2 protein-coding genes are annotated in these 3436 nt (G+C 70.9%); both read left to right on the forward strand.

Annotated elements, in window-relative coordinates; translation table 11 throughout:
- On the forward strand, window positions 1-1314 hold a 1314-nt coding region (locus ACOV8S_RS03830), incomplete at its 5' end, for a sugar ABC transporter permease (RefSeq protein ID WP_448316101.1).
- 220 nt (window positions 1315-1534) lie between these two features.
- Window positions 1535-3436: 1-deoxy-D-xylulose-5-phosphate synthase (gene dxs / locus ACOV8S_RS03835; protein WP_448316102.1), on the forward strand; the 1902-nt coding region annotated here is incomplete at its 3' end.

Genomic DNA, 3436 nt, shown 5'->3' on the forward strand with positions numbered 1-3436 from the left:
GCCCAGCTCACCGCCCTTGACCTTGCGCTTGAACTCGGTGATGTAGCCCTTGAAGCCCTCTTCGCGCACCAGCAGGCGGCGGCCCCGGCCGTCGACCCCCGCCTGCTGGTGCGCGAAGAGGGCTTCAAGGGCTACATCACCGAGTTCAAGCGCAAGGTCAAGGGCGGTGAGCTGGGCTCCATCCCGGTCGTCATCGGCCTGATCGTCATCGCGACGGTCTTCCAGCTCAACAACGACCGCTTCCTGAGCGCCGACAACCTGTCGAACATCGGCTACTACATGGCCGCCACCGGCATGCTGGCCATCGGCCTGGTGTTCGTGCTGCTGCTCGGCGAGATCGACCTGTCGGTCGGCTCGGTCAGCGGCCTGGCCTCCGCCGTGTTCGCCGTCGTGGTGACCAAGCACGGCATGGACGCCTGGCTGGCCCTGCTGCTCACGATCGTCACCGGTGTCGCCATCGGCGCGCTGCACGGCTGGTTCTTCGCCAAGATAGGCGTGCCCGCCTTCGTCGTCACCCTGGCCGGCTTCCTCGGCTGGAACGGCCTCATGCTGTGGCTCCTCGGCTCCAGCGGCACCATCAACATCCCCTCCGACGAGGGCCCGGTGCGCCTGCTGGGCAAGGCGTCCTTCCTGCTCGACCAGGACGTCGCCGGCGCCTACCTGCTGGCCGGCCTGGCCGTCCTGTCCCTGCTCGTCGGCTCCTTCATGGACCAGCGCCGCCGCCGCGCGGCCGGCGTCCCCTTCCGCCCGACCAGCGAGATCGTGCTGCGCGTGGTCGCCCTCGCGATCGTCTCCTTCGCCGCGGCCATGGTGTTCAACAGCTCCGCGGGCGTGCCCAACGCGCTGGTGATCTTCCTGATCTGCCTGGTGATCGTCGACTTCATCCTGCGCCGTACCTCGTTTGGCCGCAAGGTCTTCGCGGTCGGCGGCGGCGTCGAGGCGGCCCGCCGCGCGGGCATCAACGTCGAGCTCGTCCGCATCACCGTCTTCGCCATCGCGGGCGGTTTCGCGGCCATCGGCGGCATGTTCTTCGCCGGCCAGACCTCCAGCGCCACCATGCTGGCGGGCGGCGGCAACACCCTGATGCTGGCGATCGCCGCGGCGGTCATCGGCGGCACCAGCCTCTTCGGCGGCCGGGGCACCGTGTGGTCTGCCCTGCTGGGCATGCTGGTCATCCAGTCGATCAGCACGGGCCTGTCCCTGCTGAACATGGAGGCCTCGATCCAGTACATGATCACCGGCGCCGTCCTGCTCGGCGCGGTCGTCATCGACTCCGTCTCCCGGCGGAGCCAGAAGGCGGCGGGCCGGGCCTGACGCCCGATCCCAGCCCGCGGTGCCCGGCGTCCTCGTGACGCCGGGCACCGGCGTTTTCCCCGGACGACGCGGCTCCGCCGGGTCCGCCACCCGGGAACGGCTCCTCCCGCCCGCACGTTCAGTCGTCAGGACGCACGGGGCAGTCCTGCGGGAGCGGGAGGGGAACATTAGACTCGACAGGCCCCGCAACGCTCAACAGCTCTACTGCAAGGAGGCACGGGTGCCGCTGCTGACCCGCATCAGGGGACCGCGCGATCTGGACCGGCTCACCCCGGCGCAGCTTGACCAGCTGGCGGAGGAGATCCGGACCTTCCTCGTCGACGCCGTCTCCAAGACCGGCGGCCACCTCGGCCCCAACCTCGGCGTGGTGGAGCTCACCATCGCTCTGCACCGGGTGTTCGAATCCCCACGGGACAAGATCCTCTGGGACACCGGTCACCAGTCCTACGTCCACAAGCTGCTCACCGGCCGGCAGGACTTCTCCCGCCTGAAGATGAAGGGCGGCCTCTCCGGCTACCCCTCGCAGGCCGAGTCCGAGCACGACGTCATCGAGAACTCGCACGCCTCCACCGTCCTCGGCTGGGCCGACGGACTGGCCAAGGCCAACGAGGTCCTCCGCAAGGACGACCACGTGGTCGCCGTCATCGGTGACGGCGCCCTCACCGGCGGCATGGCCTGGGAGGCGCTGAACAACATCGCCGCAGCCAAGGACCGCCCGCTGGTCATCGTGGTCAACGACAACGAGCGCTCCTACGCGCCCACCATCGGCGGCCTCGCCAACCACCTGGCCACGCTGCGCACCACCGACGGCTACGAGCGCTTCCTCGCCCGTACCAAGGAGGTGCTGGAGAAGACCCCGGTGGTCGGCCGCCCGCTCTACGACACGCTGCACGGCGCCAAGAAGGGCCTCAAGGACTTCATCGCGCCGCAGGGCATGTTCGAGGACCTCGGCCTGAAGTACGTCGGCCCGATCGACGGCCACGACATCGAGGCGCTGGAGTCCGCGCTGGCCCGCGCCAAGCGGTTCAACGGCCCGGTCATCGTGCACTGCCTCACCGAGAAGGGCCGCGGCTACCGCCCGGCGCTCGAGGACGAGGCGGATCGTTTCCACGCGGTCGGCAAGATCCACCCGGACACCGGCCTGCCGGTCGCCACCGCCGGCGCCGACTGGACGTCCGTCTTCGGCGAGGAGATGGTCGCGCTCGGCAAGGAGCGCGAGGACATCGTCGCGATCACCGCCGCGATGCTCCAGCCGGTCGGCCTGGACAAGTTCGCCCAGGAGTTCCCGGAGCGGGTCTTCGACGTCGGCATCGCCGAGCAGCACGGCGCGGTCTCCGCGGCCGGCCTGGCCACCGGCGGCCTGCACCCCGTCTTCGCGGTCTACGCGACCTTCCTCAACCGCGCCTTCGACCAGGTGCTGATGGACGTCGCGCTGCACAAGTGCGGTGTGACGTTCGTGCTGGACCGGGCCGGCGTGACCGGCACCGACGGCGCCTCCCACAACGGCATGTGGGACATGTCGATCCTGCAGGTCGTCCCCGGCCTGCGCCTCGCCGCCCCGCGCGACGCCGACCAGGTCCGCGCCCAGCTGCGCGAGGCCGTCGAGGTCGACGACGCGCCGACGGTGGTCCGCTTCTCCAAGGGCGCCGTCGGCCCCGCCGTGCCGGCCGTGGGCCGCGTCGGCGGGATGGACGTGCTCCGCGAGGCGGGCGCCGAGCGGCCGGACGTGCTGCTGGTCTCGGTGGGCGCGCTGGCCCCGATGTGCCTGGAGATCGCCTCCCTGCTCGAGAAGCAGGGCATCTCCACCACCGTCGTCGACCCGCGCTGGGTCAAGCCGGTGGACGAGCAGCTGGCGCCGCTCGCGGCACAGCACCGCGTGGTCGTCACGGTCGAGGACAACTCGCGTGTCGGCGGCGTCGGTTCGGCCGTCGCCCAGGCGCTGCGCGACGCGGGCGTCGACGTCCCGCTGCGCGACTTCGGCATCCCGCCGCAGTTCCTGGACCACGCCTCGCGCGCCGAGGTCCTCACCGAGATCGGGCTCACCGCCCCGGACATCGCCCGCCAGGTCACCGGGCTGGTCTCCCAGCTCGACGGCCGCGAGGGCTTCGAGGCCGCCCCTGCC

The organism is Streptomyces sp. CO7 (genome assembly GCF_053474865.1).